This is a genomic window from Paenibacillus sp. B46(2026) (assembly GCF_056786355.1).
In genome coordinates this window covers 588,726-602,678 of the sequence record NZ_CM165907.1, presented here as the reverse complement: position 1 = coordinate 602,678, position 13,953 = coordinate 588,726, and the positions used below count along the sequence as shown (strand labels likewise).

12 protein-coding genes are annotated in these 13,953 nt (G+C 49.9%); 1 reads left to right on the top strand and 11 read right to left on the bottom strand.

Annotated elements, in window-relative coordinates; all coding sequences use genetic code 11:
- Positions 1-21 precede the first annotated feature (21 nt).
- Entirely contained in the window at positions 22-1,056 is a 1,035-nt protein-coding gene (locus AC1S8V_RS02855) for a phosphotransferase family protein (protein ID WP_482072351.1), read from the top strand.
- Between the two features lie 172 nt (positions 1,057-1,228).
- Here the strand turns inward: AC1S8V_RS02855 and AC1S8V_RS02850 are convergent, their stop codons facing one another.
- The 11 genes from AC1S8V_RS02850 to AC1S8V_RS02800 form a co-directional block, all read right to left on the bottom strand.
- Entirely contained in the window at positions 1,229-3,040 is a 1,812-nt protein-coding gene (locus AC1S8V_RS02850) for a S9 family peptidase (RefSeq protein ID WP_482072350.1), read from the bottom strand.
- A 128-nt stretch (positions 3,041-3,168) separates the two neighbouring features.
- Complete coding sequence (locus tag AC1S8V_RS02845) at positions 3,169-3,951, bottom strand: 4'-phosphopantetheinyl transferase family protein (RefSeq protein WP_482072349.1); 783 nt, start codon at positions 3,949-3,951, stop codon at positions 3,169-3,171.
- A gap of 34 nt (positions 3,952-3,985) precedes the next feature.
- The gene (locus AC1S8V_RS02840) at positions 3,986-5,209 is read right to left on the bottom strand and encodes a M16 family metallopeptidase (protein ID WP_482072348.1); all 1,224 of its coding nucleotides are present in this window, start codon (positions 5,207-5,209) and stop codon (positions 3,986-3,988) included.
- Positions 5,202-6,509, bottom strand: a complete 1,308-nt coding sequence (locus AC1S8V_RS02835; protein ID WP_482072347.1) for a M16 family metallopeptidase — start codon at positions 6,507-6,509, stop codon at positions 5,202-5,204. The genes AC1S8V_RS02840 and AC1S8V_RS02835 overlap by 8 nt, the downstream gene beginning before the upstream one ends.
- 25 nt (positions 6,510-6,534) lie before the next feature.
- Positions 6,535-7,512: a lysophospholipid acyltransferase family protein gene (locus tag AC1S8V_RS02830; RefSeq protein WP_482072346.1), complete on the bottom strand. Its 978-nt coding sequence runs from the start codon at positions 7,510-7,512 to the stop codon at positions 6,535-6,537.
- Positions 7,513-7,515: 3 nt separating this feature from the next.
- Positions 7,516-8,697: an arginase family protein gene (locus AC1S8V_RS02825; protein WP_482072345.1), complete on the bottom strand. Its 1,182-nt coding sequence runs from the start codon at positions 8,695-8,697 to the stop codon at positions 7,516-7,518.
- A 26-nt stretch (positions 8,698-8,723) separates the two neighbouring features.
- Positions 8,724-10,109, bottom strand: a complete 1,386-nt coding sequence (locus AC1S8V_RS02820; protein ID WP_482072344.1) for an MATE family efflux transporter — start codon at positions 10,107-10,109, stop codon at positions 8,724-8,726.
- Positions 10,110-10,127: 18 nt separating this feature from the next.
- A complete protein-coding gene (locus tag AC1S8V_RS02815; protein WP_482072343.1) occupies positions 10,128-11,096 on the bottom strand; it encodes a hypothetical protein in 969 nt (322 codons plus the stop codon).
- Positions 11,089-12,246: an acyl-CoA dehydrogenase family protein gene (locus AC1S8V_RS02810; protein WP_482072342.1), complete on the bottom strand. Its 1,158-nt coding sequence runs from the start codon at positions 12,244-12,246 to the stop codon at positions 11,089-11,091. The genes AC1S8V_RS02815 and AC1S8V_RS02810 overlap by 8 nt, the downstream gene beginning before the upstream one ends.
- Positions 12,246-12,968, bottom strand: coding sequence for a hypothetical protein (locus AC1S8V_RS02805; RefSeq protein WP_482072341.1), 723 nt, complete (start codon positions 12,966-12,968; stop codon positions 12,246-12,248). The genes AC1S8V_RS02810 and AC1S8V_RS02805 overlap by 1 nt, the downstream gene beginning before the upstream one ends.
- A gap of 16 nt (positions 12,969-12,984) precedes the next feature.
- The gene (locus AC1S8V_RS02800) at positions 12,985-13,941 is read right to left on the bottom strand and encodes a 3-oxoacyl-[acyl-carrier-protein] synthase III C-terminal domain-containing protein (RefSeq protein ID WP_482072340.1); all 957 of its coding nucleotides are present in this window, start codon (positions 13,939-13,941) and stop codon (positions 12,985-12,987) included.
- Positions 13,942-13,953 lie beyond the last annotated feature (12 nt).

Sequence of the window (13,953 nt, the reverse complement as noted above, 5' to 3'; positions counted from 1 at the left end):
CATCCAGGAGGGTCCGGCCATATGACAACCCGTATATATTTTGGTTCCAATCAACTTGGCGAAGTGGCCGCAGTTTCATTGCAGGATGCGCTGAATGAGCTTGACCTGGGAACCCTTGAAGATTATCGACGAACAGATAAAGGTGTTATGGGTCAGACACTGCTCATTCGCTCTTCCCGTGGAGAGTATATTCTGAAAGGCAATCCTTTATACGCAGGACAGTTACAGGAAGAAAAGTTCTTTGTAGAACAACTGGCGAAACATACGTCCATTCCTGTCCCTGATCCATATTTATTACATGAAGATACCCATCTGCTAGGCTGGAGTTATGCCATAATGCCACGCCTGCCCGGGAATCACCTGTATGATCCAGCATTCCATGCTTCACTGTCACAGCAAGATCAGGAAGAGATCGCCTGTATGTTTGCCCATACTCTGGCTGAACTGCACCGCTGGAAGGTGCCTGATGCCGGGGAATATGACCCTGTAGCGCAGCAGATTGTTTCCTTTGCAGGCGATTATCTGGACTGGTTGTACGGAACCATTCGTCACTGGTTACATGATGCTGAACAGTACTCGGTGATTACGGATGAAGATGTTCAGTGGGTGGACGAGCAATTCAAGAAGGCTGAACCGGCATTTCGGTCCAAAGCTGTTCCGTGTTTTGTCATGGGAGACTTCAAGGTTGAGAATATTCTGATTCAAAATCTGGACGACCGTTCTTCAGGGTGGCAGATTAGTGGACTGTTTGATTTCACAACCTCCTATTTCGGAGATGGCACAGCCGACTTGACCAAAATGTCCACCAGGTATGTTCGTGAGGGTCAACCAGAACTCGCCCAACAGTTCCTTCGCTGCTACCGGGATCTGGTCTGCACGACGGATGTGGAAAAGTGCCAACAATTCCGTTCACGTCTGAGTGTGCATCTGCTCTATCAACGTATCTTGTGGTGGGGTGAAGCCAAAGCGACAGGACAAGTGACGTGGGCAGAAGAACTATCTTTTGCACAGTGGGCGGAGCAATCCATCGATTCGATTCTCGCATTGCTGGATTAGTAGATTTGGACAGGTCGCTCAATGGATAGCGGCCTTCCAAACTAACGTATGTATCGTTCCATATATGTCGCCCAACATCCGGGCGCACGCTTATAACCGCCAAAGATCAAGGATGATCTCTGGCGGTTTTCGTCATATCACTATATTTCAGTCAACGATGGAATCTCTCAACTTAAGCTTGTAGGGCCGGTGACTCCTGATGTTTCTGCAAAAACTCCAGCATCCGGCGGTACACGAGAATCTCGTTTGTCTTTCTGGAGAAGCCATGGCCCTCATCATCCAGAACGATGTATTCCACATCAAGTCCCTTCGACTGGAGCGCGGCCACAATCTGATCGGACTCAGCCTTCACTACCCTTGGGTCATTGGCACCCTGAATAACCAACATCGGGTTCACCATCTGATCGAGATATGTGATCGGTGAATCCTTCGTTAAACGTTCGCGGTCACGGACCGGATCACCCAGCCAGTTATCCATCATCGGCTTCCAGTCTTCCGGTACGGATTCCAGGAATGTGAACAGGTTACTTGGCCCAAAAATATCGACCGCAGCCCGGAACAGCTCCGGATGGCGACCTGCCAATAACAGGGTCATATATCCCCCATAACTTCCACCTACCACAAACAACCGCTCTGGCGAGGTAATTCCCTGATCAAACAACCAGTTGATCCCGGCAACACAGTCCAGCCTTGGGCCTTCGCCCCAATCCCGCTCAACCATCTTGACGAATTCCGCACCATATCCAGTACTGCCCCGGAAGTTCGGTGCAAAAATATGATAGCCCTGAGCAAGCATCATCTGGAACATCGGCCGAAAAAACTTCGCTTCGGATGCTTGCGGCCCACCATGCGGCCAAAATACGGTGTAGCCATTGGCCTGCTCTGGCTTTGCTTTAAACAAGAGAGCTTCGATCTCCAGTCCGTCGTAGGCGTTATACCGAATAACGTCAGGGTACACGAGATCACTTGGGTCAAGTCCGGTTACCCGATTGGCGGTCAGCGGCTCCCAAGACTCAACACCTGCCATTTTGCGATAAATGTTATGCGGCTGAATCGCTCCACGACCCAAGACATACACATTGCCAGCCTTGGTAACGGTCACCTGCTCGACCGTATCCAGCGGCATGTCTACGCGCCGAGGCTGATCCGCATTTTTGTATAATGCATACATGCGATTCTCTGGCCCTGTAAGTGTCCAGAAATATAAAGTCTCGGAAGTCTGGTGCCAGCGGATAATCTCCACATCTTCCCCTTCGATTCTGCACAATAAACGGAATTCGCGGGTATCGATACGGTACTCAGCCACATAGGCGTATGCGGAGTCATCATTGGTAATGAACAGAAGACGATTATCATCTGCAAAAATCAGATCGGAAACCTGACTATGACGTTCTGAAGCTGGCAGAATCACCATTTCTTCATTGTTACGATACAGATGCGCCGTCTGATACGTATTTGAGTACATTTTTAAAATGACATAACTCTTCTCGTCAGGACTTACAGCAACAAGACTGCTCGTAACCTCTTCTCCACGGTATAACAGTTCATCTTCCCCTGTCTCCAGATCGATCCGGCGTGAATTGAGATAGTTCGGGTTACCTGCACTGGTTACATAATACAAACGCTTTCCATCTTCAGACAAGTGGGCGTAATAACAGCGATCATTAGGCTCCGCCGGAACAACAGGCAGTGGAACGCCACCCTCGGGTGGAAGTGCATACAGATGATAGTTCTCATCACCATCCCGATCAAACGCCGTAAGAAGATGGCGTCCTTGCGGGTCTGCTTTGATAAATTGACTGCTCTGATTCAAGTACGTCAAAGGATACGGGTACCCTCCGGGCAAATCCATCGCCCAAATATTCGGCTGACCGTTCAGGTTGCTGTCCATGAACAAACGTTTCTCGTCGGCCGATACGGCAAAATGCGAAATTCGGTACGTCTGAAAGTATTGCTCGACATCCGGTTTAGGGAACTGAATCATGACAAACCTCCTTGGAATTGAACCAACGAATTTAACATTGGTAAATTAAGGTACCCTTTGTCCATACTATAGGTAACTCCAATGGTAAGACAATAGATATGTAAGATTTAATTCAATTTCTCCTCCGCTTATATATGATCTGCCACAGTCATCCAGCGTATGAGTGGTCTCTTCGTGCCTGCCATGCATAATGATGCAGAGTAGCCTTCGCCCATTTCCAGAGACTGCAGCACATAATTCTGTCCAGCCCATTCCAGCAAATGATTATGATTTCGTATTGCTTGTGTCGTATTTAAATTTCTCCACTGTCCACACAATGATTGACCAGAAGCCTTGATCCAGGCTTCCTTGCCCGTGAGGACTTTCCACAGCAGGAAAGAACGATCCTCTCCGGAACACATGGCTGCCAGCAGATCGTCCCGTTCCTCTTTCGTCAGAAATCGCTGGATGATGGCTTGCTCTCGCAATAACGGACGTATCCATTCCACATCTACGCCAAGCTCGTTATTACTGGGTGTAACCGCCAGTACGCACACCCCCTTCGTGTGTGAAAGACTGAATTGTGGACCTCCCACAAGATAAGGCTTTCCGGCGGTACCGTATTCAAATAGAATATCCCGTGCCTGAAGCTGCGTGTACTTTGTCAGCACTCTCCTCAGGAAAAGCCTTGAAATTTTCCAGCAATGAGCCTTTAGCTGTGAGGTTGTGCCAATTCTGACTATACGTTCATGTTCTTCTAAAGTCAGTGCACCGGAGTCCATGGCAGTTGCTGTCTGCAGTTGATCCTCTCTTATGGGCAACGTCTGTGTCCAAATGTGTACCTCCGGTTCTCCTGAAAATGGCGTGAACGTATCATTCCCTTGTCCCCTCATTGCTAGAAGACTGCTGATTGTTCCGGTTCTGGAATCCATAAGGCCCTCCTCCCTATGCGGGATTACATGCATGCTATCGTATAACAACCATCCGCAGACGAGCAGACGTTGCAATAGTTCTGAGACTACTTATAACCTCTTCTTCGGTCAATTCAAGTGCATACTTGCCGAGTTGCATATAATCCAATCCGATCACATCATATTCCGATACATGCATACATCTTTGTTTTAACGAATCCATGTCTTCATAGTACTTGCTTAACCACTTCATCCGTGCATAATTCAAGTTGGATAGGGATAACGTTCCGTTCTGAATATGCTCACACGTTTCCTCAACCCGGTTATATAAAGAAACAGGATCTGCTGAATAACCACAAGCGTTCGAAAAGGCAAATTCCTTGCGATAATAATGGCCCCATTCTGCACCCTTATGAAACAGACCTGACTCTATGCAATTGGCATAAAAATCGGAAGTTTCACCCAGTAAAGCTTCAATGCCGATCATGCAAGCGATTTGATCTTCTAACTGCATTCCATCTGCGGCAGGGAATCCATACCTTACAAGTGGCACAGACAATCCCGATTCAATCTCCCGATATTGCATATCGGAATCCTCCCCCACATAATGCATTGTAACTTGTGGTAGATAGGAAGCATTCAGTGGTCCCATTACAGGGAATTGTTCCAGTATATCAGCAATACCCTCCACATCAACTGGACCGGCTACCGCTACTGCCATTTCCCCTGTGGCATAACGAGTGTTGTAGGCATGATTCAGCTCATCTGTTGTCATTCGGTACAGACTATCCGGTGTGCCTGCAACATCCATCGTAATGGGGTGATTGCTGCCATACATCATCTGAGTCAATTGTTGCAAGGCTCGCCAGGAGGGTCGGTCAGCATACATGGACAGCTCCTGATGAATGGCGGCTCGTTCCTGTTCCATATGCATTGGGGTGAAAAAGGGAGCAGCCAGCATGCCAGTGAACAGCTCCAGACTTGGTTTCAAATGGCCTGTACAGGCCAACTGGTATGTCGTTACATCGTAACGCGTCAACGCAGACGTGGAAGCTCCCAGCATATGAAATAGCGGCTTGACGGGCTGTTGATCCGGATTATAGAACATCATATGCTCAAGGAAATGGGCTCTGCCAGGCAGGTCCCCATCATGGATTGAACCATAGGACACGGACCACGAAACAAAAGAATGATGGAAATGAGGCTCGGGGAAAATATGAACCGACAGACCGTTGGACAAGCGCCTGCGGACAGGAGCAATATTCAAAATACTATTCATGAGTCACCTCCTGTACTGGTGCGGAATATTCACTCTCAGGATATAAAATCCAGGTGACAGCCTTTTTCATGCCAGAGGCCACCTCAGCCACTTGTTCCACAGTAACGCGGGATATGGCTTCCAGGAATTGCGGTGTGGTCATCTGGACCCGGTTGAGCAACCGATCGATATGAAGGGTGACCACCTGCTCAGGCAGATCATAACCCACTTGCACATAATGCATCACATTCTGAACGGCTCTATTCAGCTCCACTTCCTGAATGTCTCCGCTGCATATCCTTAGCCATTCAGCGTCTATCGCTTCAAGAACCTCTGTCACATAGTCACTGCTCGTTCCCGTTGTCACATGAAGCGTACCACGATAATCATCCAGCGTACTGTAGATCTGATACACCCATTGCTTCCGTTCACGAAGCTGGGATTGTAGCCTGGAAGCAGGCGTAGCACCAAACAGCGAATGAAAAAGAAACAGGGCAGGATAGTCCGATGACCCATAGGTCACCCCGGTAGTCAAAGCCACATTAATCTTGCATTGCTGAACATCCATCAGCTCAAGCATCATCTCGCCTTCATCCCGGCGCTCAGCAGGCTGATCATGCCTGATCACAGATGGAGTTGCTCCTCCCTCAGCCGTGAAAATCGAAGGCGAAAATGTTTCCATGACCTGAGCTATCATCACATCCGACAGGAAATCACCGATCACATGAATATGGAGTGGGCTGCAAAGCACCTCCCGGTACCACTGCCTCAGTTCACCATCACGCACGCAACGTTGCAGTTGCTCCAAGTCAGCATCCCTGCTTCGTCCTGCATACCCGAGCCATTCCAGACTACGCCCGCGCACCACCTTATCCCAATCGGAAACATCATAACCAGCATGATGTTCTGCCCAGGCAAGTTCCTCCTGGATCTGCGCTTCGCCAAAATCAAATTCAGCCTGAAGGCTCGGTTCGAACAACATGTCTGCAAGCAGCTTCAGCGCATCTAGCGTCCGTGCCTCGGTCCCGGGCAGCATCCCTGCGGGGATACGTAACCGGATGGAGGCAAGCTGAATCTCCCCCTTCTGCTCCAATTCGCATCTTAGCTCATCGGCATACAATGACCATAGTTGCTGCTGTAACTCTCTTTTGCCGATCGAGTCCTGCCTGAACAGCAGCCGTATAATGACAGCAAACACTGCTGATGGGATTCTGCCTTGTTCGTTAACGATACCCAGATGGAGATAACGGTTGGCATATTGGGGAGTTGGCATCACATGGACTGATAGACGATTGTACTGCTCCGTAATGAAGGACTGCATCCTTTCCTCCCCCCTTATCTGACGGTTAACCCAAATTGTAGATCAAACCACTCGCGGTGTTCAGTCCAAGCTGACCGAATCCCTCCAGCGGCTTGGAGAACCAGTCCACCCGACTTTCGCCTTCAGGTGAATGAAGCAATGTCTCATCCTCTTTCCAGTGAATCACCTGCTGATGGTGGCGGTCCCAGAATCTCCATAATGCAGGTTGCTTCAGCAGCTGATTGCGAAATGGCTCATATACACGTCCAGCTGACTCCTGAATATCTCCTTCTAATATGAAAGGCGGCAAAAAGACAATTTTGGAACGAAAATCTTCAGTCAACGTCATGAAATAAAGGCATACAGGCTTACGTGTCTTGGCCAAAATTCGAAAAATACCGCTTCTCGTCCGGATGCGTGAACTCAGGAAAGGAAGCTCCACTGCGCGATTATCCGCATTGAACCCGGTCTGTCCATCTACGAAAAGGTTGAATGAACCTCCCTTCCGCAAATGGGAATATAATCGTATGCCAATCATCTCATCCTCGGCATTAAGCAGATCAGCACCTGCAAACTGCCGAAGAGTGTTCCAGGATGACAGCTTCTGTTCCTGCTCTACAGTGTCTTGCTCAGCCACCAGATAGAAGGGTAATCCGGACTTCATGTGACCTGCGCGAATCTCCTGTCCGATGGTGATCATATTATGCCTGACAAATCCGTAATGCCAGGTCAACAAAGCCCCACCTTCCTGCAATGTCGCTTGCAGATGTTCAAGCCCCTCGACTTCATCCCATTCCATAAAGGAGTACGGGCTTTTTTTGAGTTCTTCAACGGTCCGCAAAAAAGCCAGATAATCCATCCAGATCGACTCCGGTGATGTTTCCAGTTGAAGAGGCGAAAGCTCCTTAACAATATTCATTAGCGCATAGAAAAATCCCAGTTGAATTCCGCCTGTCTTTTCCCTATACAGCTCCTCTCTGACCTGTTCCCGATATAACATATACAATGTATGGAAATTCTCCAATGCTCACTCCTCCTTTAAGCCCTCATTCATCGATGCTCCCGCTCTCGACAGCATCCCTTCTCTGGCTGCACTAAAACTGAAAGACGATTCAAACTGCCTACGATTTCGGTCGATGCCATCCATCATATAGGCCAGCATCCGAAGCGCCAGCTCATATTGTCCGGGTATGTGTCGATCCGATTGCACACCCTGTCCTTCTACCATGTCCATCCCTTGATAAGCTATCGGTACTTCCAGTGCTGCAATAACGCAGTCTCGAATGTTCTGCCACGTCGGCCCTGCAGCAATCGGAAAATCAACAAAGGGGAAGCTTCCCGGATCAAGGGAATCCAGGTCAAAAGTTAAATAAGCCGAGTTGATATCGTACTTCTGCCTTACCTCGTTCAGAACATAACTCACCCTCTCGGGTGTCATATGCTCTGCCGATATCTGAATCAAGCCAGGATGGCTGTACATCTGGTCTGCTGAGCGAAGACCACGCAGGCCAATCTGTACAATAGCAGCAACCGTACCGTCCTCTAGCAGATGTCTTACAAAATTGGAGTGACTGGGATTCTCCTGATGAATGGCATCAACGCCGCAATCATGATGAGCATCGAACTGGACCAGCATCCTTCGACTGCCCGGGTCCTTTGCCATCATGTGAAGCACTGTATGTGTAATGGAATGGTCTCCGCCAATGCAGCATAGTAGCGCCTGTTGATCCAGCGCATGATCCAATGCGGCAGCAAGCCCTTTTTTATAGGGGATAGCGGTATTCACCTCCGCTTCATTCATAAGGCAAGTACCCCAATCCTGCATGGCTACGCTCTCAAGCAATCGTCTCCCGCTTCCGATATCGTACAAGCTCGAATTCCCGTACTCTTGCAACGATGGATATATAACCTTTTTCCATGATTCTACCCGTAATGCATGCGCGAGTCCGGCAACGGAGGAATTTAACATGCTTGTCCCACCGGAATACGGAATACCCAAAATACCCAGTTGAGGAGCCCTATGCCCAATGAGAGGCTCATACAAAAAAAAAGGCGCTTCCGCGGGTTCAACCCCCGGCAAATCCGGGGGGAGTTGTGGTTCCAGTTCTTTCGCAGGTTCCAGCTCATAAAACTGGCTGAACGTTTCGTCGGCAGCGATCCACGCATCTGCAATGCGACGTACCAGATACGCAGGTTCTGATGTTTTCATGCAAAAGCCTCCTGTACGTAGTAAATTCAAGTCTGTGTGGAATAGCTCTTATTCGGTAATGTCGCTTCACCATCTGTACTGGTGTCCTTATCCGCAGAAGGTTCCACATATTCCCGCTTCAGCATTCGCATGAAAGGCAGAAAAAACGACAAGCCGACAACATTCATGCCAGCGATCACTGCATAGAAGTAAGTGACCTCATTAAAGATCCGAGTTAATCCCCATCCAAGTGCGATAATAATCAGAAAGTACACCGCATTCAGGAGTATGGCCTGGTATCCACGCCCGCTCTGTTCCATGGTTAGCAAGGTTGTCATCATGGGACCCATACCTATATAGGAAAGAGCCACGATGGACAGATACCGCGCTGCCTCGACTCGGGTTGCCGCGTCTTCGATCAGGAATGCGATAAGCGGATCTCGCCAGATCCAGACGGCAACAGCAATGATTGCATACAGAGCAAAAGATTGCAGCAGACCCTGGCGATAGCTTGCGTAGGCCCTTGGCCGGTGTGGTGATTGTAAATTATGATTGATGATAATACCGATGGCCGATCCAATCACGATACCCGGCAGGATTGCCATCGTCTGAATTCGATAACCGACGCCAAACCCGGCAACCGCCCCTTCGCCAAAGTGGCTGACAATTTTATTAAAAAAAAATGTACTCAGAAAAATCATGCAGTACGAGATGAACACAGGAATACCGACATGCCTAAGGGCAATCAGATGTTTTTGTGCAAAAGCAAAACGTTCAAAGATCATTTCCCGGCGGATGAACAGAATTAGCAAAGAGATAGCCAACGACAAGATGGAAGTGATCAGGTTGGCGTAGATGATGCCCTTCAAATCCAATCCAAAGACCGACACAAAGGTGTACACGAGAGCAATGTTCAGGATCGCCATCCCACCCGCGTTCCACGAAGCAGCCTGTGCCCGGCCCAGTCCACGAAGTGCTGCACTGCTCACTGCCGCCAAAACGGCCGGGATGCTTACTGCCATCATGCCCCCTACGTACAGTGTAAACATAGGCCCAATGTCGGCAGGCACACGGTAAAACCATGAGAGCACAGGGGTAAGTAACATCACAATTCCCCCGGTCAAAATGGCAAGCAGCATTGCACTGCCCATCATGTGCGCGAATAGTTGAGTAACTACACGGGAGCCCCCGGCACGACTGCGTGCCACCGCGACCTGAACAGACAACTGCATCGCTTCGATGATGGCAATCATGACAAAGGAGACAGGAATATACAATGAGAGCACATAAAGTACACTTTGACTCGTATGACCCAGGAAAAATACATTCGCCAGTTGTGTAATCACGTTAACCAAAGAAGCAAGCAGCATCGGAACGGCCGTACGGAATAACAAACGATGGATCGAGCCGGCCGTATAATCGATCCCCTGCATGGGGTTCACCTCCACAATTCATGAAGTCTTGATTTCTTGATTCATTGCTAGCCTGCTGAGCACTGGCAGACGTATCACATGCACGCAACAAGCGGATATCATCCGATCGTCATCCCATGAGACCAGCATCACCCGATCATCTGGCCTGATGATGCCTCGCTCTAGCTTATCTGCCAGCTGTATCCATACATCCCCGCTCTGATAGTCGGTATGTGGTACACAGATGGTTTTGGAAGAGGAAATATGCAAAACAGAACTGCCATTAAGACGTAATCCCAGTCTAGACTGAAGAATGACGTGCTCGGCTGCATGACCATCCATCCATTCGTGGATCATGCCGAGTGCCTCGGATGCAAAAGCCGTGGCTTCATCCGATCTGATGATCCTCTTTCCCGCATAATGTACCTGCAACGCCCCTTGACCCAGACCTGCCTCAAGCGCCACAGCCATATCGCCCAGGTCACCCTTAGGTTCGGATGGGAGACCATAACCAACCTGTCCATCGTCATGGAGAATTCGCTGTTCCACCAGCACAATCGCAGTTTGTTCGTTGGGAAGCATGCTCCAAAGAGCGACTTGTACAGCCTCCGTGCCTGCAAGTGCACCCATATGGGTAAGACCAAGTGGATGATCAACCCGGCACGGAGCCATTTCAAGCATTCGGGCAAGCGGAGCATTCAACGCATGACGTTCGGGACAGGTCTGGGCAAGGATCAACCAATCCCAATGCGGATTTGTACACAACCGCTCCAGCACCATAAGCGCAAGATCACCGGCTGTCACCCGTGTCCCATCTGCCATAAGGGAGCGGGTCAGCGCTCCCACGCGACCATAGTAGTGATCCTCCATGTATATGTGCGGGGAGACGTAAACATAATCATCCGGTGTCGGCCAATCCAGCGTGTACAGATGATCCTCCGCAGTAAGCCAGCAAATATGATCTACATAGATGGGCGGGCCAATATCACCGTGAACTGAATCAGACATTCTGCATCTTCCCGTTGGCATAAGCCTGAAAAACGTTAACCTTCTGAATGGAGGTTGTGCCTTCCATGAACTCAAAGGCCCTTGCATCGCGATACCATTTGTTCAGCAGAGGATGCTCCAGCAAGGAACCTGGCCCCATCATTTCCAATGCCCATTCCGTCGCTTCCTCCGCAACTGACGCAGCCCGAATTTTACTAAGGGAAGCCAGATATCCCTTATTCGCATCATGGTCGATCTCTGCTGCCGCGTTACGAATCATGCTGCGCAGTGCATGCAGACGCATCTCCAGTCGCTCCAGTTCTGTCCTCTCGCGTTCTGTAAAAGTCGTTCTTTGCTCCACAACATAATCATACGCAGCCTGTGCAACACCCAGCGCCAGTGCCGCCACGCTAGGGCGCATCCGGTGGAATGTACGCAGTGCTCCCCACAGTCCACGCTTGGTCGGGCTTAGATGACGACCGAGAATATCTTTTTCCTCCAATGGGAGAGCCTCGAATTGCAGATGGCTGAGTTGCAGACCGCGAAGACCCATCGTGTCCAGTGGAGTTGCTGTGAAGCCCGGCAGGGAAGGATCCACTATCGCGACCTGAATGCCCAGAGGTGTGCGATTGGTTTGGGCGAATACCAGTCCAATACTCGCCCGGTGTCCGTTCCCTATGTAGAATTTATGTCCGGTTAGCTCCATTCCCCCATCCGGATGACGCGTGATCCGCGTGCTGATCTCGGTTGCATCTGAACCCTTCTCCGGCTCTGACAAGGCAAAAACAGCCCAAGCCGCACCTTTCAGAAAGTGGCTATAAAAGCGCTCCTTCTGTTCCTCATCGCCCAAGTCAATCATGACAATGCTAGACATGGAAGGACCAGGTCCTCCCAGAAAAACGCCCGCATCTCCTGCGGACAACTGCTCGATCGTAATGACTCTTTCCAGAGAAGAGAGTCCATAATATCGATCCTGACCTATGGTTACAATCGGCTGACCGCCATACTCCGGGGGAATCATCATATGATTGATGGCCTGCAGGGCAGATGTGTGCAAGAATTCGGTGAGCCGGTCTGGCTCCCTGTCAATCGTCAGGCCGATCTGACGAAGCTCCGCAGCATACTGTTTCATCTCATGCTCGAAAATCGCAATCGTTGATGGAGTAATCATCAATATTCCTCCTTAGCCGGCAACAGCATGTTTTTCACCAGTTGACCGGCATATGTGTACGCAGATACGCCCTGTCTCAAAAATCCGAAACCGCCGCCAAGACGTTGAATCTGCCTGAAGGCCTCGTCCAATTCCTGATGTATCCATGCATGAACACGAACGGATGGAATCCCTGGATTCGTTGACAGGAAACGGTCTTCAGGCAATGTTTCCGCCATGTAGAGCGTTGTCAGGATGTCAGCGACCATGCCCTTCACGAGCTGGTGCTGAAACGTGGATTGCCCACCCGATATTCGCACCGACAAATGCCGGCGAACCTGCTCCAGGCCAGCCTTGCACAGCTCTGCGCGGAACTCAAGCAGGCGTGTTCTCAGCTCATTCGAGGTTACTTTCTCGCCTGAGATCTCAACCTTCTCGCCCTCATTTGGCTGTATCCGGTATAACAGTAGTCCGGAGGGCTCTAACATCCGATCCTGCACATGTACGGCATCAAGTTGGTTCCAACGATACAGTTCGGCTGATTCTTCATGCCAAACTAAAGGATCTTGTTCCATGAGATGAGCAGTCGCAAGCACATATGAACCTGTTGCCAAAAGCACTGGACGATTGCTCACCAGCAAGGTTTTGGCCTCGAACATTTCCGAAATCGGAGCAACCGGGTTACCTGCTGCCTTTGATCCAACGGGCTTCGCATCTGCGCCCTGGAATTCAATAACGTGCATTTGCCACTCCTCCTGTTCATTCTTCTTCGCAATCTCCATGCTCCACCAATGCAAAGCCAAAAAAACTGCCGAGCCCGATACTGACCATGATGGAGTGCCCCTTCTTGCACACCCAATCCTTCTCCAGTCCCGAATTCAGGTTAATAAACGGGTCAGTGGAGAAGGTATGTCCGATTCGCTGAATGTTATCCAGATATATCCGATCAAGTCCAACTCCCGTACGTCGCGAGAATTCCTTCCACGTGGTCCAGTTCACATTATGGGGAAAAATATGATCCACTTCCTCGAAACTCAGGCCTTGTGTTGACAGCAGCTCTTCCATCCCTTGAATGATGTGGTCCACGTACAATCGGTTAAATGCCGAGATCTCATCGGTGGTTGCATGATATCCGGTGTGGAACCGCGTGTCTCGCAGCACATGCGCAGCCTGAACCACATGCTGATAGCTCTCTTGGCTCAATAGAACAGCTACGGCGGAATCACCCAGAATGGCCGATTTGCGCAGATAGCGCCATTCGGGAGGCAAAAAATTGAATTGATCCGCACAGATCAGCAGCACATTCCGGATGTGAGACTGCGTTCGCGAGATTCGTTCAAGCCATTGAAGAGCAGCTATCGACGATGCACAGTTCATTTGGGATATACCATAGAACGGTACATGTTCCAGCCCGAAGCGCCGGAGGACACGCTGCACAAGCCTGTAATCGCTCGGTGTCTGCACCTGGAAGGAATGGACATAGAGAACAAGGTCGATTCCCGAAAGAGACTGTCTGATCTGGAGCCGTTCCACAGCCTGTGCAATCGTATCGTCAAGCATTTGGCCCGATTCCGTTACAGGCACGCCTTCCAGGTGGTGGTACTTGCGCAAAAACTGAAGCTCGCCTTTCCCCAGCTCGAGCGCAGCCAGCACCTCTTCCGGCTGTTGAATCTGTTCAGGCAAATAGACGCCAATATCCACAATACCGAACCCCAATGTTCTCCCTCC